Source organism: Psychrobacter fjordensis, from assembly GCF_904845995.1.
Taxonomy (GTDB): Bacteria; Pseudomonadota; Gammaproteobacteria; order Pseudomonadales; family Moraxellaceae; genus Psychrobacter; species Psychrobacter fjordensis.
Genome location: NZ_CAJGYP010000002.1, coordinates 247068 through 268445, shown reverse-complemented (window position 1 = coordinate 268445; position 21378 = coordinate 247068). Strand labels below are relative to the sequence as shown.

The window sequence follows — 21378 nt, the reverse complement described above, 5'->3', positions numbered from 1 at the left end:
AGTGCTGACATGGAATGTCTCCAAAGTAGGTAATAATTAACTGAGAACACGTTCGATAATAGAGGTAAAATTAATAAGGTATTTTTTCATAAGCGACATTTTATGTTTATAATCGGACATATGGACAAACAACTTAACATTAACCAGAATTTGAGGTGTGTTCTGAAGGCGACAAAAGATGACTCAGATAACAAAAAAGATGACAGACAAGCCTAGGCGTATTGGGTTTCTACTAATCAATGGCTTTACCATGCTCGCGTTCAGCAATATCATTGAGCCACTTCGAATGGCAAATTATGTGAGCGAGCAACTCTTATACTCGTGGGTGGTGGCAGGGTTCGATGACAATAAAACCAGTAGTAGTAACGGTATTAAGTTAAGTCATACTGCACCACTCGACTACTTATTAACCTGCGACTTGGTATTTGTATGCGGAGGACACCAAACAGATTACTTGGAGTCTAGTAAGCTCATTACCTTAATTCAGCGATTGGCAGTACGGGATATTGCACTTGGCGGTTTGTGTACAGGGGCGCTAGCATTGGCGGCTGCCGGCTTACTTGAACAGCAAGCAGCCTCACTGCATTGGGAAAACATCAGCGTAGCCCAAGAAAGCTATCCAGGTGTTATTTTTAATGACCAAATATTTACAATAGCACCGCAGCTATACTCTTGTTCAGGTGGAGCTTGCGCATTGGATATGACTTTACATATCATCAATAAGCATCATGGTCATCACATCGTTTCCAAGATACAAGATATGTTTATTATCACCTCTATACGTGAGCCTACTTACGTACAGCATATGCCCAAGCCAAAAATACTGAGCAGTAGCTATACCAATGTGATAGATGCTATTGCATTGATGAAAACCAATCTTGAAGAGCCTTTAAGCGTTAAGGATATTGCCCGTCATCTTGGATTATCAAGTAGACAATTACAGCGCATATTTAACAAAAATTTTAGTTGTTCACCGCAACAGTATTACGTGCGATTGCGCCTTGAACACGCCAAATATATTCTTAAACATACTACGCTACCTATTAGCCAAATCGTACTAGCAAGCGGCTTTATCGATAACAGTGCATTCTCTAGCACCTTCAAAAAAAACTATGGCATGACACCAAGCCATTACAGGCAAGAGAATCAGCTGATATAGCTTATTTTGTCTTGACGCAGTAACTAGGATGGCTTAACGGTATTCTTTGACTACCCTAAAAATATCAGAAAATTACTTTATGATTATGCTTGATGACCGTATTAGTAAGCCTTTAATCTAAACGGCAATTACACAGAAACTGCGATGTTTTCTCTAAATTAAAAAAGCCATAAAAGTCATTACTTTTATGGCTCTACTATTCTGTTGTATATTTTGAAGCTTAGACCTAGCTTTAAGCTAAATGAACTCCTTTAATTCAGTCAGCTTGTCTAAAACTGCATCGGGTGAATATTTCGCTAGCTGCTGCTCATTTTGTGCGCCAGATAACACACCTAAAACCAGCCCGCATCCTGCATTATTACCTTCCTCAATATCGATACCACTATCCCCTGCTTTTAACACCTGCTGTGAGTTATCAATATTAAACTGCTTCATCGCAAGAGTAATCATATCAGGGCCTGGACGACCATTGTCTACATCATCGGCTGTTACTAGTGCATCTACTTGATCTCCCACAGACCACCCTAAGACAGTCAAAATTTTATTAGCAGTCTTAGCATCATATCCTGTATTTAATACCACTTTACGACCGCTCGCCTTTAACTGCTTGAACAACTCTGACATGCCTTCAAACTCAGATAAGGTGTCCTTGCTATAAGCAGTTGCAAGACTGTCTCTAAAGGCTGCAAATGCCGTATCCGTTAACGATTCAATACAAGCATCAGATAAATCTAACCTGTTTAAAATATCGCGGATGGCGTTGCGTTTTTCTTTCCCTGCACCATATTCTAAACATAACTCAAGACTCACTTGCTTATCTGATTTGCCAGCGCTATTCAGTGCTTCATTGATGGCATTACGTACGGTTTTATAGACTAGGTTACCTTCATCTACTGTTGTGCCAGCCATATCAAATACACAGAGCTTAATATCAAAAAATTTATTTTTAATATTATTTATACTATCGCTATGTGAGCTGCTGCTTGTTACATTATTCTTTACTGTATTCATTACTTTGATTCCAATACCAATTCAATTAATTCTTCGCCAAATGCGAAACCTGTTGATGCCCCTGTACCACTGGTGACTGCACCGACCACCACGCCTTTTTCAGGTGATGTCTTAAATACCACGTCATCTGCACTTGGATATACACCCAACCAGTGCTGAGTAATATCTATCTCACCAATATCCATCACCTGCTTAAATTCATTAATGATTAGATCATCAATTCGAGTGTCTCTAAACGGTAGTTCTCTATCACTATAGTCATGACTATCGCCAATGATTAGTGAGCCATCTTCAGACTGAACCACAATTAGGTGGACACCTGCTTGACGCTCTACACTTTGAATATCATCAAGTAAGGTTTTTAGTACCGTAGCTTCAGGTAACTGAGCAAATCCATCATAACGGGCAAAGCTTAAATCTGACATGACAGCGGCATTTAATCTAAATGCTTTTTTGGGCATGACTCGCATCATATTTAGTGTGCACATCTTAGCTTTAGTCTTAGCGAACACGTCTGGATATAAGCCAGTAAAGTCCGCTCCGGGGCAGACCACACAGTGCTCAGCGTTAAGGACACCACGACTGGTATGCACTTTTGGTAATTCCACTGAAGTCACCGTGGTATGATTATAAAAGTCCACACTCTGGGTCTCTTGTAACCAATGGACCAGCTTAGCGACTGCAGTATTGGACTCTACTCTAAGCTCATGCGGACTATATAACACCCCTTCTCCTTTGTTCAGATAAGGCACGGCTTCATTAATTTCAGACTGTGTCAGTAGTCGGCACCCCTCACCCATTTCCGTATCTAAAAAAGCGTGTGCAACATCTACCGCTTCAGGTCGCTGCATTAACATATGCAGACCGTTATGCTCTACCTGAATACCTGCTTTTGGCGCAATCTCGGTCCAAACATTACGCGAGTGCATGGCACGTTGCCAATGCTCACCTTGACGCTGACCACTAACGGTCACAAATCCAAAATTACGAACAGAAGCATCTTTGTTCTGAGATTGGCGTTCTACAACTGCAACACTTAGCCCCTTTTTAACGGCAGCGTAGGCGCTTGCCAGCCCAACGATGCCGCCACCTACGACAACGACATCGTATGTTTTATCAGAAAGTATTTTGCTCATTGTCATATCTGCTCTTCCCATACATCTTTATTAATTAGCCCTCTACTTGCTTAACCTATGAACTAATATAGCTAAGCATGAATGGGCATTATTTTGATTGAACTAAAATTACTCACCATGGAAAAAAGCACGGTGCTTATCTAACAGCTCGGCAGTTAATAGCTCTGGATAGGTCTTAGAATTATCAATCTGATTCTCAGCAGCTACTGTCTCACCGTCATACACAGTATTTGGATAAATCTCTAATAAACCTGGGCGAGCTTTAGTGACAATTAATTCAGCCATTTTCATTGCTTTAGGATTGGTTTTCTCTCCTTTATCAATAACAGCAACCGATTCAGTCAATGTGTAATTACCTTCACTGGGATCCACAAAATCAATTGGTAAACCTTTTGCTTTATTAGCGACTGCCTGATGACGTAGTCCGAAACCGATAGGCACCTCACCTGCCATTACCTTTTTAAGAGGACCAGAGCCAGATAGCTCTAAATTAGGTCCTGCATTTTCACGAATAGCATTCATGATTTGTTGACCTTCAGCATCGGTTCCATATTCAGCAGCAATATCCTGTACAAACAACCAACCGGTTGATGAACCATTTGGATCAACCATAGAAATTTGGTTTTTATAAATAGGATTTGCTAAGTCTTTGGCACTGGTAGGTATGGGGAGATTATTGGCTTCCATCTCTTTGGTATTGAGTAAGATGGCACCCGTAAAGCTGAGTATCGGTGCATAGTAATTAGGCGTCGCAATCTGTGGGTTTGCCGTAAATGCTAACGCTTTAAACATTGGGTTCTTTGCTTGAGCACTTTCGATATAAAACGAGCTCATTGTCACCATATCAGCTTCAATATTTTTTCCTTCTGCTAATAGTCGTCCACCAAGTTCACCTGTTCCGAATGATTGAAATATGTATTGACCTTCAAAGCCTGCCTCATCAAGCACCTCTTGAATAACCTCGACTGCCTCTTCATCAGCATTACTATAAATAATCACCTCCTCGCCAGCCGTATCTCCCGAGCTTTGCGACCCACAACCTGCTACTAAAACTCCGCAAGTCAATCCCGTTATTATCGTTTTAAATAAATTCATTGTTTTCCCTGATTATTTGAGTGATTAAAGGTTAAATTAGTTTTCGTAACATCAACGCCTAGACTGTGTTGAAATATCTAAGCGACCGTCGTTACTGTGGGTTTTTTCACTTTTATTTTTGTTGTGCCATTGATGCTTCTGGTATAAAGGTATCGAACTACTGCGAAGAATATTAATGCCGTGATATTTGTGAGTAGCACCATCAGCGACAAGATAAAAATCTCATCAAAGCGGGCGAAGTGCTGTAATTCAACAATTTTTGTAGTAAGCACCATCGTCTTCGCACCTGAAATGAATATCACTGCACTGATGCTGACCATCGCACTGATAAAGAAGTACGAGGCCACTTCGATAAGTGTAAATATTGAGTTGGGTACAACAATTCGGCGTAAAGACTGTAGCCATGAGTCTCCAAGTAAAGAAGCTGTGGTCTCCCAGCCTAAATTCATTTTTGATAGTGCGTTTTTACTCATGAGATAAGGTGTCGAGAAGTAATGAATGATATTACTAATCACAATAATGAAGATGGTGTTCGATATCGATGAGCCTGAAAAAACCATCAGGTAAGCAATACCAATAACCATACCCGGCACTGTATTGGTTACTAAGGCTGAGCTTTCTATCGTCAGCTTTCCTATCTTGAATAATCCTGAGCGCTCGTATATCAACGCGGCAACATAGGTAATAATAGTTCCAAAAATAGCTGTTAGTGTGGCGACCATAAGTGAGTTCTTATACACTCGCATTAGGTTCGAGGACTCAATCACCTTAGTAAATGTGTCTGTACTAAACGCCATCTCGTAAGGCCATGTCTTAATCCATGGAATGATGAAGATCACAGCAAATACGAATAACAGTGAAATCAAAATGCCACTGGACAACACACCCAGAATCCTGTCTTTGACTTTAGAGGTGGGCAAGTCAAAATGCTCTACTGAGTCATACCTGACATTAAATCGAGCCACATACCAAAGCAGTAGAATGCTCAAGACAGAGGGGATTAGCATAAACAGGGCAACCACAGATCCCTTTTCAAACGAGGGAGATGCACCCAGTATTTGGGTATAAAGCTCAGTGGCTATAACCTTATACTGACCACCAATAGAGGCTGGAATACCAAAGTCAGTAAAGGCTAAAAAGAAGCATTGAATGATAGCGGCTGCAAACGTACCAATTAAAGGACGAATGACCGTCATATCTATCTGGCGTAAGCGTGAATCGCCCATCAGTTCTGATACGATTACGAACTTCTTATCCAAATATTGAAAAGTATTGTTAAGTAGTAAAAAGGCTATTGGCAAGGTATAGATGGTGTAGCCAAGCCACATACCATAGAAACCATATATGTCTTCAAACAACTGAAAGCCAATCATCTTAGTGAGTAGACCTTGCTTACCAAAGGTGTAAATAATGGCAAATCCATAAGTTACTGTTGGCAATAGCATAGGGAACAGTGATGCAAGCTTAATGGTTTGTTTAAAACCCTTTGGCAAGTTAGTCCAGTGCACCGTATAAGCAAGGATAAATGCCAAAAAGGTGGCACTCATCGCACTAACAATGACGACAAAAAAACTATTTAACATCACTTGTCTGAAGTCATTACTGCTGATGATATCGATGTAATGGTTTAGACCTAATCCATCAGCCACATTAAATGACAGCATCAACATTTTGCCTAAAGGCACAAACATAAAGACGATGAATAGCGCACCAATGAAAAGCCATGAAGCTTTCATTAGCAGTGAGTTATTAAGTTTCATAATGACCTACGCGCAAAATAAGTAAGTTTTGAGAGACCAGCGTTGGCCTAGTGCGATTAACTTGTGGAAGTGTCTTTAATGGATTTAGCAGCTGTGCGCTGGATTATGGCGTTGATATCTTCAGTAACTGAGCTACCAGTTGGTGTAGGTCTCATTTGAGTGTATTTTTCTAAAGGGTCAGCTGGCGCATCGTCCGCTTCAAATAGGCTCAAGATATTACGACGTTTGATATTTAGCTGATTTAAGATAAAGCTCTTAACAAAATCATTGGCAGGGTTTTTAATGATTTCTGATGGTTTAGCATATTGAGCTACTTTGCCGTCTGATAACAACAAAATGCGATCAGAGAGTGTCATCGCTTCTTCAGGATCATGTGTCACAATCAAAGTGGTTAGCTTATAACGCTCTGCAATCTCGCGAATACGTGCCTTAATCGTCTCTTTAATAACTCCATCTAAAGCAGATAAAGGCTCATCTAACAATAAAATTTTCGGCTTCATCACTAGAGTACGCGCTAATGCAACACGCTGCTTTTGTCCCCCAGAGAGCTGGCTGATTCGCTTGTTCAAATGAGCCTTAATCTCCAAAAGGTCAACCAGCTCATCAACCTCCGCTTGTGTGCTGACGTTAGGCCTATTGCGCAGCCCATATTCAATATTCTGCTTTACATTCAAGTTAGGAAACAAAGCATAGTCTTGGAATACAATATTGAAACCTCTGTGCTTCATAGGCACACGTGTGATGTCTTCATTATCATAAGCAAGCCGACCAGAACTAATATCGGTTAGACCTAAAATGATATGCAGCAACGTGGTTTTCCCACAGCCAGATGGGCCTAATATTGAAACAATCTCACCCTTATTTACCTTTAGGGAGATATCCTCAAAAATAACTTTGCCATCATACTTCTTAGTCACATTTCTTAGTTCTAACATAATTTTAAGCCCAAACTTATATTCTGGTATTGGCAGTGAGTGATAGCTCAAGCAAATATACTTAGGTAAATTGCTCAACGCTTTAATCGTTTACATGTGACTAATATAAGAGATGAGTATGACAATTTGGTGTCATATATAAGGTTAGCTTATATATTTAATCATTCAGTCTTATTCATCGTGTATAACTTCTCGTACTTCCCAGAGATATGCCTGACAATCTCTGAAACCGATACGAAAAACGGCGGTCATATGACGAAAAAGCCATATACTTATAATCAGCTAAACATCTTAAACTCTGTGCTTGAGGAAGGTAATTACACGCAGGCAGCTAAACGTTTAGGCGTGTCTCAATCGGCCATTAGCCAAGCACTATCTACGCTTGAAAACAATCTTGGGTTTAAGCTATTTATGCAACGTGGCAGGCACCTTGTGCCAACAGATTACTGCTTAGAGCTTGGGTCGTTGACGAGTAAAATACGAGCAGTTGAAGATGATCTAGAGCAGCTGATTCAAAGAAGTAAAATCTTTGAATCGGCTATATTAAAGGTAGCTCTATGCAGCCCATTGCCGGGAACTGAAATTATCAGGCAGTTTAGTAAGCGCTATCCCAAGCTACAAACTGAGATCTATTTTGGTAATTTTTATGAAACGTTCAGTAGAGTAGTTAACGGTCAAGTAGATGTTGGCATTCTTGCAAATGTGCCAAAGGATGACAGGTTGCAGTTTAAGAAATGTGCTACCCAGCGACTCGTTGCCTTATGCTCACCGAACCATCCTTTTGCATCAAGAGAGTCTATAAGCTTAACTGAGCTGGTGTCGGAAACCGTCATATTCCGCACGCACGGCTCTACCACTCAAAAACTTATAAATGAGGCACTGGTAAAAATTAATTTAGAGATAACCCCTACCTATATCGTTAACACTCAAGAAAGTGTTTACGATGCGGTACAGCAAAACTTAGGTGTCGGATTTGCATGGAGCGAAAGCGCAATAAGAAAAGGTGGTTTTATGAAGGTGCCTATTGCGGAGTTGCCTTCAGACTATGATGAGGTGGTTTTTTCACTCAAAAATGTAAACAACTTAGTAGTGACTGCTTTGATGAACTCTTTAGATGCTTCTGGTTAGACCGTGTCAAAAGAGTATCCTAATGCTTTCGTTGTATACGCATTATATGTTATTGATAACTCTAATTATCAGTTAGTGACCCTTGCTGTCAAATCCGTAGACATTAAATTGAGAGATTCTAATCAATAAATGGTCTGGTCAGATCGATGGGACTGTCTGTGGCTGGCAAGTACAAAAGATGAAAACTAAATGGGGTATCTGCGATATCGAGGAATAGCGAATATTACTTAATCTTGAATTGGCTAAAAATCCCTTCTTTGTTTAGAGTATATTATCGTGCATGAGTTATTACACTTTAAAGAACGATAGCACCACGATAGGTTTAAAGCTTTATTAGATACACATATCTGACTGGAGATCAAGATGTGACTTACTTGATCGGTTGCCTGTAGGTCAAAATGGCTGGCAACAGCGAGTGTAGTATCTTATTGTCTGATCAGATATATAGATTCGCTACTTTTAAGCTAGATAAGTGATGTCCGTATATGAATGAAAATGTTTATGGCTCTTTAGTAATATTCAAAATTCGTACTTTCTTTCACTAAGTTTAACGCTATAGAAAAATCACTTCATAGGCTGGCTTGAGATTTGTCAGATGCCAACCACCTCATTAGTGCGGTTATAAGAATATCAATATCATAAATTCATATACGATATGACTGATTTTTATAGAAGTAAAAAAGGTTGCCAAAACTATATTGTGCATAGTGTTAGCAACTTTTCTTTAATTGGTATTTTGCTTAGATGATGTGCTTAATATTGGGGTTTGAAAATAGAGCTACTGCTATTCGTGAATTGAATATTCAAACCTTTCCTGCGGAAGTTGATAAGTCGATCTGACCCCTGCCAAAATCCGTAAAAATACTTGAGGGACTTTAATTCGCAAGTCCAACTACATGTGGACTTTTTTCATACATTGAACGGAAGATATATCCTTTATTGCTAATCACTTAAAAGTTTTATTTGTAGACCCTTACTTTTCAAAAACTTCTGACACTATTCATTTTGATACTATTTTGATACTCTGAATTTATTGATAGATATATCTACTTGTTGACAGATATGTTTATATTACAACCTAAACCCTTATATCAACTGACTTACAACCGGAAATTACAACTATTTATCGCTATATATTGTGTATTGTTGTTGTAAAAACAAGGACTCATAATCCTTTGGTCGTAGGTTCAAGTCCTACTGGGCCCACCAAATTCAAACCCTTACAGTCATTGACTTGTGAGGGTTTTTTATTGTCTAAAATTTAGAAAAACACAATATACAGTTAGTTAAATATAAAATAGATACAGTCCACGTCAAATAAAAATTTATCTAGGGGCTATCCTAGATAAATTATTCAGTTCCTTTTTAACCCATCGTTTTGGCTGATGTAATTGACGTTTTGGATTACTGTCGTTAAAACGCCATTCACATTCCTTTAAAAATAGATAGAAATGCTCTTTTAGCATGCCATTATATTTACGCATATGTCTCTGGCTTGGCCTCTTCGACAGTGCTGAACGTATTTTTCTAAATAGTGCTGAATATATTTTTCTGAATATAATTACCTTACAAACTCGAAAGCAAAACACTTGTTTCGCTATTAAGAATGCCATCAATTTCTCTTACTTGACGCAGTACTTCATCAAATTCTCTTAAGCTCGTCGTGTGTATCTCTCCAACCAAATCCCATGCTCCATTGGTCGTATGTAGCTTAATCAGTTGCGGTATACCTCGTAACTTCCTAATCACTTGTGACGTAGATTTTCCGGTCACTTCAATCATCATCATCGCTTTGACGGTTTCTTTATCTAGTGCTTCATGCACTCGAATCGTAAATCCTAAAATAGCGCCGTTATGCATCAGTCTGTCCAATCTGTTTTGGACAGTGGCACGAGAAACTTTGAGTTTTTTAGCAAGGTTTGAGATGGTTGCACGACCATCTTGTCGCAGTTCAGATATCAGTTCGCTATCTAAAGAGTCATAAGTGTAATACGCCATAAAAATGCTTCCTTCATTGAATTTTGACATTATGCTAAGTAGCACTTAACAATATGTCAAAAATACGTCCATATTTAGTAAGTTATTGACATTTTAACTGACAATTATAATTGGTAGCATATTAATTGTCGGTTCAACAAACAATATTCATGAAAAGGAACAGCATTAATGTCTAAATTTATCGTATCACCCAAGGAAGGCGTGCCATTCGTTAGTGTACAAGCGATGGCTAAAATGATTCATGACTATGGCGTTGAGCAATGCATTACAGATCTAGTGGATGCTTTAGAGCAAGATTATCTGCGTTGGGATCAATTTGAAAAATCTTCTCGCTTTGCTTCGCATTCAAAAGACGGTGTCATCGAGTTGATGCCAGTCAGCGATGGAGAGATGTTTGCTTGCAAATATGTCAATGGTCATCCGATTAATACCACACGAAATCTACAGACCGTAGCGGCGATGGGTATCTTGTCTGATGTCGAAAATGGCTATCCTATTTTACTGACAGAGATGTGTATCCTGACGGCATTACGTACGGCTGCCACATCAGCTATGTTGGCCAAACATTGTGCGCCAAAAGACGTTACAAAACTGGCGCTAATAGGAAACGGTGCTCAGTCTGAGTTTCAAGCCTTGGGTATGAAAGCCATCATGGGTATCTCAGAAGTTCGTTTGTATGATATTGATCCAGCGGCATCACAGAAAACGGCTGATAATCTTGCAGACTCAGGTTTGAAAATCATTGTTTGTCGCACGTTAGAAGAAGCTGTTTTAGGTGCAGAGATCATTACCACCTGTACGGCTGACAAAACCAATGCCACTATTTTACGGGACGATATAATCACAAAAGGTGTTTATATCAATGCGATAGGCGGTGATTGTCCTGGTAAAACAGAACTGGATAGCAATATATTGATGCGAGCAGATCATGTGATTGTAGAGTTTGAGCCTCAGACACGCGTTGAGGGAGAGATTCAAAATCTATCAAGCGACTTCCCTGTTACTGAGTTTCATCGCATCCTGAAAGGTGAAGTGCAGGCTCGAACCTCAGCGGATGATCTCATCGTATTTGATGGCGTTGGTTTTGCCTCAGAAGACTTTACGGCATTGGTCTTTTTACGCGACTTGATCAAAAAGCAGGGCGGGTATGAGATTTTAGATCTGATACCTCAGCAAGCTGACCCTAAAAACTTATATTCGGTAGTGAAAGACCATAGCAAAGATCATAGCCTAGTGACGAATGAAGCTGAATCTGTGGCTATGTCGTAAGTGATTAATGCAACAGTAATTAATACTACAAAACGATAAGTATCTCTTATTTTGTGTAGTGTTTAAAACTAACATTATTTTTTAAGTTTTTTCTATATTTAGTATGGCTCTTGAACAGTTATAGATATGTTTATTTTTTAAATGTACCTGCTAATTTTCAAGAGCTTTCATATATAAAAATGAATTTAATTTAAATGATGTAAAAATTATTTTATTTAATAGAGACAAAATAATGACTGATGTAATGAAAAATATAAGAATAGTAGAAGTTTATTCAGATATTGCAGGCTATAAAAAAGGCGCTTCTCTAGGCATTGATGCATTAAAAGCGTCATCAAAAGAACTCAATGCAGATTATTTTGAAAAATTGCAATTCGACAGTATTGAGGATGATAGTAATAATGAAGGGGAATCACAATTTGCGCATGCAAAGTATGCTGATGTGATTGAACCGATTATCTCTAAGTTAGCACATAAAATAAAAGATATAAGAAATGAGAATAAATTCCCCATTGTCTTAGCTGGAGATCATTCTAGCTGCGCAGGAACGATGCACGGCCTAAAAATGGCGCATCCTGATGCTGAAATTGGTGTGGTCTATATAGACGCACACGCTGACTTTCATTCGCCCTATACCAGTGGATCAGGAAACATGCATGGCATGCCTTTGGCTATGGCGTGTGCCATTGACAATCTAGAATGCCAGCGCAATGAGCTTTCTGAAAAAGAAAAAGAGTATTGGGAAAAATTAAAATTCATGGCATCTGATGAACCCTCAATCAAGCCAGAAAACGTGGTCTTTTGTGCCGTTAGAGACTATCAAGAAGAAGAAATGGATTTAATTAGAAGACATAAAATCCCTTTATATAGTGTTGCTGAGATAACTCAAAAAGGCATCAGTTCTACAGTAGAGGAAATCTTTAAGAAGCTAGAATATTGTGATCACATTTATGTCTCATTTGATGTTGATAGCGTTGACCCTTTATATGTGCCAGGAACCGGTACGCCTGCAATGAATGGTCTGTCATACGAACAAGCAATGCAACTTAACATAGAGCTAATCAAAAATAAGAAAGTATGCTGTTGGGAAATGGCAGAAATCAATCCTTTGTATAACAATTCAAAAGATGACTCAAACAGAATATTTAAAATTTTAGAAAAAGTGACGCAGTCCCTTTTAAAGAATTACTAATATTAAATATTTAAAATGAGTTAAAACATCTAGCCTAAATGTATTTATTGCAAATATTTATTTAGGTTAGTTAAAAAATGGACTGCGAGTAACAATAATATGGACATTATTAAATCTAGTTCTTCAAGTCAAGATGTTAGCAGTATCAGTACCAGACAGTTTTTAAAATTCTTTATACCCTCTATAATAGGTCTGTTACTTTTCGTATTTCCAATCCCCTATGTAGATGGTAAGTTTGTATCATATGCAGAAGGATTTACCATTCCTATCTCTGTGTTAAAGGATTATATACAGGGTTATATGGGTGATGTTTTACCATTGCTTGTTGTAATCTCCATTATGATTACACTGTGTTGCACGCTATATACTAAAATCATGAAGCCTTCATTGATTCTAAATAATGCATTTTTAAACAACTTACTGAACGTGACAACACCTTGGCTTATCATTAGAATGCTTGGTGCGTTTTTTGTTGTCGTTACCTATTTTAAATTTGGGTTTGAGGCAATATATTCAGATAGTATCGGTGGATTGATATTATATGAGTTAATGCCAATACTTTTTATCGTGTTTTTCTTAGCTGGATTATTGCTACCACTACTACTTGATTTTGGCTTATTAGAGTTCTTTGGTGTTTTATTAAGTAAAGTAATGAGACCTTTATTTGGTTTGCCCGGTAGGTCCTCTGTAGATTGTCTGACATCATGGTTGGGTGATGGCACTATTGGCGTGTTATTAACTGATAAACAATTGGAAGGCGGATTTTATACCAAAAAAGAAGCAGCCGTTATTGCTACCAGCTTTTCAGCAGTTTCGATTACATTCTGTTTGGTTGTCATCTCTCAAGTTAAACTAGAAAGCTATTTTCTTAATATGATTGGGGTGGTTGCTTTATGCGGGATTGTTTGTGCGTTAATCGTACCAAGACTATTACCTTTATCTAGAATTGAAGATACGTATGTAGTAGAAAATAGTGATAGAGATCATGAAACCATCCCTGAAGGAAAAACGTTATTTACCCACAGCTTACATAAAGCGGTTCACAAAGCAGAAAAGAGTCCAAGCTTTTCTACTTTCTTAAATGATGGATTAAAGAATATTTTAGATATGTGGATCGGAATATTACCCGTCGTTATGGCAATCGGGACGATGGGCTTAATCGTTGCAGAAGAAACCCCTGTATTTGATTATTTAGGTATGCCGTTTATTCCATTCTTAGAATTATTGAATATACCTTTTGCAGCAGAGATGTCAAAAACCATTATGGTGGGTTTTGCCGATATGTTTTTACCTGCTATTATCGGTTCTTCAATAGAATCAGAGTTAACACGGTTTGTCATCGCTTGCTTGTCAGTCTCTCAATTGATCTATATGTCGGAAGTGGGTGGATTGATTCTAGGCACAAAAATTCCAGTGAGCTTTTTTCAGTTATTGATAATCTTTCTATTAAGAACCATTATCTCATTACCGATTATTGCGTTATGTGCTCATATGATTTTCTAATAATATTAAATTGCAATTTTTGCTTTGCAAGAGGGTTTTCTGAAAGCCAGACTCACCAATCCTGAAAAAATCAGCAAAAAAAACCACCTGTTAAGGTGGTTTTTTGCTATTAACATCAGGCTACTGACAAGAATTGTTTTGCAAAGCCAGCTACCTTCTCCAGCATAATAGGCTCATCAACTCCCTTTTTTATTCAGTATTGTACTTAGATAATTTGCCCAATATTAAGGTTTTTTATATCTAATTTATAAAACTAGAAAGAAGTACGACGATAGTTACGGTATTCAGGTAACCAAAAATTCGCTTTTAACCGGCGTTGTAAGTTCTCCGATGTGATAGGTAGTGCCAACTTATCTTGAGCCGCTTGCAATGCCACTGCATAAGCTATTTTTTCACTGATCTCTCTGATAACTCTAATGGGTGGTAATATGGCACCAGGTGCTTTTTCATATTCCATTGATATATCTGCAAGGGCTTGGCTTGCCGCCGTTAGCATATTATCGCTGATACCCGTCGCACGTGCTGCTAAAACACCCAGACCAATACCGGGGAAAATATAGCTGTTATTACACTGAGAAACCTCAAAAGACTGACCGTTATAAGTAGTATGAGGAAAAGGACTACCTGTCGCAACAATTGCCTTACCTTTACTCCAATTCATGACTTCTTGCGGCGTCGCTTCAACGCGAGAAGTTGGATTTGAAAGTGGTAGTACAATTGGGTGTTCAGTATTAGCACATAGCGATTCGATCACCTCTTGGGTGAACAGACCTTTTTGTCCGCTAACACCAAATAATACGGTAATTTTTGCTTGTTTAACCACTTGTGCTAAGCCGAGTTTCTTACTTTTATCCCAGCTTGCAACAGCTGATTCTTTTTGTACTAACGGTTCTTGGAATTTTTGTAGCTCTGTCATACCATCTGTCAATAAACCATAGCGATCAACCATGAATACTTGACTACGAGCTTGCTCTTCAGTCAACCCTTCGCGCTGCATTTGGCGAATAATATGCTCAGCAATACCACAACCAGCAGATCCTGCGCCTAAAAATGCGATATTCTGTTGGCTAAGTTTTTGACCTTTATTTAGACACGCTGCAATCAAAGTACCAACCGATACCGCAGCAGTCCCTTGAATATCATCATTAAAGCAGCATAGCTGATCACGATATTTATTCAATAACGGGGTCGCGTTTTCCTGAGCAAAATCTTCAAATTGCAATAACACTTCTGGCCAACGGCGCTTAACGGCTTGAATAAATAAGTCCACAAATTCATTATATTCATCGCCAGAGATGCGCGGATTTCTCCAGCCCATATACATAGGATCGTCAAGCAACTGTTGGTTATTGGTACCGACATCCAGCAAAATAGGTAGACAGTAAGCTGGGCTAATACCACCACAAGCCGTGTATAAAGACAACTTACCGATTGGAATTCCCATGCCCCCAATACCTTGATCCCCTAGGCCCAATATACGTTCACCGTCAGTAACAACGATCACTTTGACATTTTGTTTGGTGGCATTTTGTAGCATATCGTCGATTTTGTGACGTTCAGGATATGAGATAAACAAACCCCGTTTACGACGATAAATTTGCGAGAATTTTTCACACGCCTGACCAACGGTTGGGGTATAAATGAGCGGCATGACTTCCTCGATATGCTGCTCAATGAGATGATGAAATAAGGTTTCATTGGTATCTTGTATATTACGCAAGTAAATATGCTTATCCATAGCGTCAGTGAATGAGCTCAGTTGATGATAAGCACGTAATGATTGCTCCTCAATCGTTTCAATATTATGAGGTAATAATCCCGTTAAATTAAAGCTACTACGTTCTTCTGATGAAAAAGCACTACCTTTATTCAGTAAAGGAGTTTCTAAAAGAGCGGGGCCAGCAACGGGAATATATAAAGGACGCTTGTTTGACATAATGTAATCTTCTTATTAAAGGCATATGAGTGAAAGCCATACTGAGTGAAAGCTATGCTAGTGCTGCATTATACATAGCATCGACTGGTATTTAACAATAGATAACAAAATCATTTTGAATAAGTGTGGCTCTAAGCTTGATAACACTGATACATTTACCGAGAAATAATAAAAAAGCACTACCCATCGGCAGTGCTTCCTAGTGCGTATTGAACATTTATAATAGACAAACACTGAACTATTTAGCCACTTAGTGGCTTAACTACTTAACCACTCATAAATAATCAGGCCAATACCAGTTCTAGGTGTCGCTTATAAACAACACGAGCAGTTACGTTTGGTTTTCGACATTTTGCCAATACCCGGATTAAAGGTATTGGTTGGGTCTAGACTTTTATAGAAGTTTTGCAAATCAGGTTCTGCTTCGTATAGATGCCCTACATTATGCTCAGCAGGATATTTTGCCCCGCGGGCGCTCAATAGCGCTAACATCATCTTTTTAACAAGGTGTGCATCACTGCCCTTCTTCAAAATATAGTCTTGATGAAACACATAACAAAAGAAGTGCCCGTAATACAGCTTCATCTCTAAGTGCTTTTCAATTTCTTCAGGTAGGGTTTCAAGCCATTCTAATTCGTTACGTGGTATGGCAATATCTAATGCCAATATATCGCCGACTTCTTTTTCATGCATGACTTCATAGCGTAATGCGGCACCAGCTGCGGCAAAACGATTTAAAAGCGCGCTTTCTGACTCTTCCTGACTACATTCAAAATAGTTACCTGTGTCTGACGCAGCAAAGAACGTCTTCAGAAAGTCTTGAGCCTCTGCTATACCCTCATCACTCATTTTTATGATGAGATGATGTTCATATTGATCGCGATACTCAATCATGCGCTTCGGTAGATGCTTTGGAAATATATTGGCGATGAACTGCATGACTTTGTCAGTAAAATGCTTTGGCATCCATGACCATTTATGGAACTTTGCATCCATAGCGCCTTTGATAGAAAACAATCTAGGTAAGGCATTTGTACCGAGATGCTTAATACTCAGGAATGTGTCCTTGCCATACTTAGCAGATACATCAAATATATCACGGTGCATATACTCACCAACTTCAGGAATATTTTTGAAGTTTGATAGTATCTGCCGTCGCAACTGTGCAAGCTCACCCACACTGTTGGTGCCTATATAAAAGGTTTTCTCTTTTGCCGCTATTGGATAAGTGTCAAGACGTACTGCAAACACGGCAAGCTTGCCAGCGCAGCCACTGGCTTCATACAGTCTTCGCTTATCCGCATTAAAGCGGCTTGGTGTGCTTGCATCAACATCTTTTACTCTAGCGATGTACTCTTTGTCAGATGCTAGCTTGCCAGTGTCAGGCAGTTCTCTTTTATCAAAATTACCTGTTTGTAAATTAGTGAGTATTTCTTCCGGAGTGTCGCCCAATTCTACGTCTAGATGATTGACTAGCACCAGTTGACCGTGTTGGTTTATTTGGGCAAACAGTGCAAGCTCGGTATAGGCAGGGCCTCTTTTAACCAGCGCACCGCCGGAGTTGTTAGAAATACCACCAATAATAGACGCACCTAATGTCGAGGACCCGATGACGGAGTGAGGCGCCCTATTTACGGTATTAAGCTGACTTTGCAACTGATGTAATGTCGCCCCAGGCAAGCTAATCACTTGCTCATTGTCATTCACCAAATACAACTGGTTCATTGCAAGGGTATTAATTACGACAACTGGTCTATCGTAGTCATTACCGCTCGGGGTTGAGCCTTCAGTCAGACCTGTTTTTGCCGCTTGCATGATAATAATGCAGTCGCCTTCCACACACACTTCTAAGCTGCGCCAAATCTCCAGCAGTGTTTGCGGAAACAAAACAGCCAACGCATTGCCGCCACCAGAGCGCCACCCCATTCTATAGTGCTCGTTTTTCTCTGGATCAGCCTGTACATTGCTGGCTCCCAGTAAATGCGTTAGCTTCTCTAACACTAGATCAGGACGGAGTGTGTCCGGATACGTTATATTTGATGAGAAAAGGTTTGATGAAGCCATATGATGCTCCTTAACTTGTGATTGTGTGTCACTCATTATGCTAAAGGCCCTTGAAAACCAAAGAGGTAAATGGCAGCCATGACGATGATGCCACAGAACAACACATAATAGATGGTAGGTAAAATAGTACGCCTAAGTGTGGCACCTTCCATACCGAGTAGACCCACCGTTGCTGATGCAGCCACCACATTATGTATGGCAATCATATTACCGGCTGCGGCACCAACTGCTTGAGCTGCGATGATCAATGAAGGTGAAATATGTAAGCTCATGGCGGCTTCATATTGGAATTGACTGAACATCATATTAGATACGGTATTAGAGCCCGCGATAAAGGCACCTAACGCTCCAATGGTTGCACTGATCAATGGAAAAGCACTGCCAAAAGTACCCGCAAATAACTCTGCACTAGCGACTGGCATACTCGCCACATCTGATAAGTTTACACCTGAATTAATAAAAATCCTAACCATTGGAATCGTGAAAATAAGGACAAATCCAGCCCCTAGTACAGTTTTACCTGACTCTTTGAATGCACTGCTTAGTGCACTGCCTGGTTTTTTGGTTTGAAAAGCTGCAGCAACCAAGGCGCTGATTAATAACAAGCCGCCTGGTAAGTATAAAGGGCTAAAACTAGCACTGATATCTGCCTCACTTAAAATCGAGGTTAGGTCTACTGTTGCGCTGTTAAGCAAAGACTGAAAACCTGTTAATACTCTTGAACACACCAGTAAGAGGGCAACCAGTAAATAAGGAAACCATGCCATAACCACGGACATCTTTTTACCATTTGAACTCGGTGTCAAGTCTTCCTTACTGACCACTAACTTACCAAGCCATTCATTTGGCCAGCTTTTTTTCGGTTCAAAATCCCATGTGGTTTTTGGTACTAAAAAGCCACGTTTTGCAGCATTAACAACGATAGAAATACTGACCAAACCACCGACAAGTGACGGAAACTCGGGCCCTAAGAAGACACCTGTTAGGGTATAAGGAATCGTAAATGCCAAGCCAGCGAATATAGCAAATGGCCAGATTTCGAAGCCTTCTTTCCAGCTTTTGTTTTTTCCAAAAAAGCGCGTAAGCATCATCACCATAAAAAGTGGCATAAATGTACCAATGACACCGTGCATAATAGCGACTTGGCTGGTAATCAGTTGTAAAAAGTCACCCCACTCTAGTCCTTGTTGTGCCAGTTGGGCGCTAATGGCTACTGTATCTAACCCCTTGTTTACTCCAATAACGATAGGCGTACCAACCGCACCAAACGATACCGGCGTACTTTGTATCATCATTCCCATTAACACCGCACCCAACGCTGGAAACCCTATCGCGACGAGTAAAGGTGCTGCAATAGCGGCAGCTGTACCAAAGCCAGCAGCCCCCTCAAGAAAGCAGCCAAAGCACCATGCAATAATAATGGCTTGCACTCGCCTATCTGGCGATACATTGGTAAACCCAGCACGGATAACGGCGATAGCACCGGTATGCTTCAACGTATTCAGTAAAAAAATAGCACCGAATACGATCCACAATACTGAAACGGTAATAACCAAACCCTGAATAATAGATGAGGACACGCGATTAAGCGTCATATCCCATACAAAGAGGGCAAGCGCGGCAGTAACGGCTAAAATAATTGGCATGGTTTTTTTGGCTGACCATTGCAAGCCTATCAGAAAAACACCACAGAGAATGATTGGTAGTAATGCCAGCAGCCCATATATTGTTTGATTCAAAATCATATCCTTTTTATCGTGTAATCTTCCTTGAACAAAGTCATCTAAATATTTATTTTTATGACTTAATGATGATTAGAAAATTTTAAACAGTCATGCACAATGAGTTCTAATAATTGCACCGACTAAATGTTCAAAATTCCCCAAAATATTCTACGCCTTGTCCATACATTGATATATTGCATCAAAGGACAATGTTATTTTCTTTTTTTGCTATAATCCGAAACATATTGCACCAATTGGAGAACAAGTATGGTCAAAGCTGATGATATGGTTTTATTCGTTCAAGTAGTTGATGAAGGATCATTCTCTCGGGTCGCTGAAAAACTGTCATTGACGAATTCAGTCGTAAGCAAACGCATTGCAAGATTAGAAGAAAATCTAAACGCACAGCTACTTTATAGAACCACCAGAAAATTGAGCTTAACCGATGCAGGAAAAACGCTTTATAACAAAGCTAAAATTGCTAAATTTGCCTTTCAAGAAGCGGAAAACGCCGTAACAGGTTACGGTGAGGATATGAAGGGCAACATACGTATCACTCTACCGGTGGTCTCTGCTAATCTAGTATTGAGCGAATCTATTGCTGAATTCTGTAAACAACACCCAGAAATATCAGTGGATTTACAAATTACCAATCGATTGGTTGATTTGATAGAAGAAGGGTTTGATCTGGCCATAAGAACCGCCGAGCTTGAAGATTCATCACTTATTGCAAGGCGCCTTATAGATAGTCAGTGGGTGATATGTACGACGCCGGAATATTTGGAGCAACATGGTACACCTCAGACACCTGAACAATTACAGGATCATAAATGCTTGGTCTATAAGTTTGATAATGCGGCTAATGACGTATGGCCACTATATATAGACGGTACAGAGCAATTGCTTGCTGTAGAGGGTCGGTTTCATAGCAATCATCTTGATGCGATTAAACAAGCGACTCTTAGCGATTTAGGTATCTCTTTTTTACCACAAGCACTTGTTTATAAGGAGCTGCAGCAAAATACGCTCACACAGATTTTGCAACGCTTTACACGAAAAAGAATGGGAATGTATGCGGTTTATCCTAAAGCAAAACAACCGGATCAAAAATTGAAACTGCTTGTTGAGCATCTGCGAGAGTCATTACATGAGAAACAGGCTTATTACTGCTAAATAATAAGCCTGTTTTTCATGTGTATAAGCAAAGATAAATTAAAGCATTGATTATATGTTGATACGTTCAAACTATCGCTACTGCCCTGCAGTATCATAAAATTGGCATCTCCAAGGTCAGCGACTAGGCGTATACTTTCTTTAGGGTTTAGCGCTATACTTTCATAATCATCATAACTTTTACGCAGCTGTCTTAGGAAAATTATAGAGCGACATCTATTTCGAGACTAGAGCCTTACTCTTACCATGGCCCAAAAACCACAAAAAAGCCACTTAGCTATTAAGTGGCTTTTTT

15 protein-coding genes and 1 pseudogene are annotated in these 21378 nt (G+C 39.4%); 6 read left to right on the top strand and 10 right to left on the bottom strand.

What is annotated here, in order from left to right:
- The first annotated feature begins 178 nt into the window (after window positions 1-178).
- Window positions 179-1159: a GlxA family transcriptional regulator gene (locus JMW61_RS09715; RefSeq protein WP_194196764.1), complete on the top strand. Its 981-nt coding sequence runs from the start codon at window positions 179-181 to the stop codon at window positions 1157-1159.
- A gap of 237 nt (window positions 1160-1396) precedes the next feature.
- Here JMW61_RS09715 and JMW61_RS09710 read toward each other — a convergent pair whose 3' ends face one another.
- The 5 genes from JMW61_RS09710 to JMW61_RS09690 all read right to left on the bottom strand — a co-directional run bounded on the left by JMW61_RS09710 (window position 1397) and on the right by JMW61_RS09690 (window position 7174).
- A complete protein-coding gene (locus JMW61_RS09710; RefSeq protein WP_194196765.1) occupies window positions 1397-2170 on the bottom strand; it encodes a phosphonatase-like hydrolase in 774 nt (257 codons plus the stop codon).
- Entirely contained in the window at window positions 2170-3312 is a 1143-nt protein-coding gene (locus tag JMW61_RS09705) for a TIGR03364 family FAD-dependent oxidoreductase (RefSeq protein WP_201550864.1), read from the bottom strand. Before JMW61_RS09705 ends, JMW61_RS09710 begins: the two co-directional genes overlap by 1 nt.
- Window positions 3313-3414: 102 nt before the next feature.
- On the bottom strand, window positions 3415-4401 hold the full coding sequence (locus tag JMW61_RS09700; RefSeq protein ID WP_194196767.1) for an ABC transporter substrate-binding protein: 987 nt from the start codon (window positions 4399-4401) through the stop codon (window positions 3415-3417).
- A gap of 77 nt (window positions 4402-4478) precedes the next feature.
- Window positions 4479-6161: an ABC transporter permease family protein gene (locus tag JMW61_RS09695; RefSeq protein ID WP_194196768.1), complete on the bottom strand. Its 1683-nt coding sequence runs from the start codon at window positions 6159-6161 to the stop codon at window positions 4479-4481.
- 56 nt (window positions 6162-6217) lie between these two features.
- Window positions 6218-7174: an ABC transporter ATP-binding protein gene (locus JMW61_RS09690; protein WP_265087437.1), complete on the bottom strand. Its 957-nt coding sequence runs from the start codon at window positions 7172-7174 to the stop codon at window positions 6218-6220.
- Window positions 7175-7348: 174 nt separating this feature from the next.
- Here JMW61_RS09690 and JMW61_RS09685 point away from each other — a divergent pair, with 174 nt between their 5' ends.
- Window positions 7349-8224, top strand: a complete 876-nt coding sequence (locus JMW61_RS09685; protein ID WP_201550862.1) for a LysR family transcriptional regulator — start codon at window positions 7349-7351, stop codon at window positions 8222-8224.
- A gap of 1325 nt (window positions 8225-9549) precedes the next feature.
- On the opposite strand, the pseudogene JMW61_RS14240 reads toward JMW61_RS09685, so the two are convergent.
- Together JMW61_RS14240 and JMW61_RS09675 are read right to left on the bottom strand one after the other, a co-directional pair.
- A pseudogene (locus JMW61_RS14240) lies at window positions 9550-9720 on the bottom strand (IS1595 family transposase); the annotation flags it as partial.
- Window positions 9721-9790: 70 nt separating this feature from the next.
- Window positions 9791-10222, bottom strand: a complete 432-nt coding sequence (locus JMW61_RS09675) for an Lrp/AsnC family transcriptional regulator (protein ID WP_110923720.1) — start codon at window positions 10220-10222, stop codon at window positions 9791-9793.
- A gap of 168 nt (window positions 10223-10390) precedes the next feature.
- Between JMW61_RS09675 and JMW61_RS09670 the strand changes: the two genes are divergently transcribed.
- The 3 genes from JMW61_RS09670 to JMW61_RS09660 all read left to right on the top strand — a co-directional run bounded on the left by JMW61_RS09670 (window position 10391) and on the right by JMW61_RS09660 (window position 14186).
- On the top strand, window positions 10391-11491 hold the full coding sequence (locus tag JMW61_RS09670) for an ornithine cyclodeaminase (RefSeq protein WP_197217552.1): 1101 nt from the start codon (window positions 10391-10393) through the stop codon (window positions 11489-11491).
- 232 nt (window positions 11492-11723) lie between these two features.
- Window positions 11724-12683, top strand: coding sequence for an arginase (locus tag JMW61_RS09665; RefSeq protein WP_197217554.1), 960 nt, complete (start codon window positions 11724-11726; stop codon window positions 12681-12683).
- Between the two features lie 99 nt (window positions 12684-12782).
- Entirely contained in the window at window positions 12783-14186 is a 1404-nt protein-coding gene (locus tag JMW61_RS09660) for a YjiH family protein (RefSeq protein WP_197217557.1), read from the top strand.
- A 253-nt stretch (window positions 14187-14439) separates the two neighbouring features.
- On the opposite strand, the gene JMW61_RS09655 is transcribed toward JMW61_RS09660, so the two are convergent.
- From JMW61_RS09655 to JMW61_RS09645, 3 genes are all read right to left on the bottom strand, one after another.
- The gene (locus JMW61_RS09655) at window positions 14440-16122 is read right to left on the bottom strand and encodes an NAD-dependent malic enzyme (protein ID WP_197101272.1); all 1683 of its coding nucleotides are present in this window, start codon (window positions 16120-16122) and stop codon (window positions 14440-14442) included.
- A 312-nt stretch (window positions 16123-16434) separates the two neighbouring features.
- Window positions 16435-18186 (bottom strand): D-lactate dehydrogenase, encoded by a 1752-nt coding sequence (gene dld, locus JMW61_RS09650; protein ID WP_201550860.1) that lies wholly within the window; start codon window positions 18184-18186, stop codon window positions 16435-16437.
- 35 nt (window positions 18187-18221) lie between these two features.
- The gene (locus JMW61_RS09645) at window positions 18222-19925 is read right to left on the bottom strand and encodes an L-lactate permease (RefSeq protein WP_227687436.1); all 1704 of its coding nucleotides are present in this window, start codon (window positions 19923-19925) and stop codon (window positions 18222-18224) included.
- Window positions 19926-20177: 252 nt separating this feature from the next.
- Here JMW61_RS09645 and JMW61_RS09640 point away from each other — a divergent pair, with 252 nt between their 5' ends.
- Window positions 20178-21083, top strand: a complete 906-nt coding sequence (locus JMW61_RS09640; RefSeq protein ID WP_201550856.1) for a LysR family transcriptional regulator — start codon at window positions 20178-20180, stop codon at window positions 21081-21083.
- The last annotated feature ends 295 nt before the right edge of the window (window positions 21084-21378 follow it).